Below are 557 nucleotides of genomic sequence, written 5' to 3'. Positions count from 1 at the left end.
ATTATGGACTTAACTCAGCCTATCAAACTCAAATTAACGAGTCGGGTTTAAGAATAGTGGGAACAGACACACAAGGAGAACCGCGAATAATTGAAATACCTGAATACAAATTTTTCATTGGGACATTATTTGTTCCCCAACTAAGCTCGACCATGAAAACCCCTCATTGTTTAGTAAATTCATTTATTGAGCATGTTACCAGCTAGATTAATATAGTTAAATAAAATACAATCCAAGAAGGGTTACATATCCGGTTATTCCGGTTGTAACCCTTTTTTTTGAAAAATCACATCGAATAACTTCGCTTTGAACTGTGCAGTCTACTTAATCTAAATAAAGTTTAGATATAATCATTCTTTCTTACTTTTATATAGGAACAATATGGTAAGTTATATTTAAAAACTCATTTCAGCTGATTACAAGTGAGAACAGGAGTGGAAAAACAGATGGAATTATATTTATCCAATGAATTGAATAGTGCCGACAAAGCCTTTATAGGAAATAAAATGTTTGAGTTTAATTCAATGCATTTCCCAGATGATTTAAAAGGTAGATAT

Annotated in this window: 1 pseudogene; it reads left to right on the top strand. The window is 31.6% G+C overall.

Annotated elements, in window-relative coordinates:
* Positions 1-206: pseudogene (locus AC1DWN_RS35000) on the top strand (hypothetical protein); the annotation flags it as partial.
* Positions 207-557 lie beyond the last annotated feature (351 nt).

This window comes from Paenibacillus sp. P4_A7 (assembly GCF_056402455.1).
This window is presented reverse-complemented; position numbering and strand designations above follow the sequence as displayed.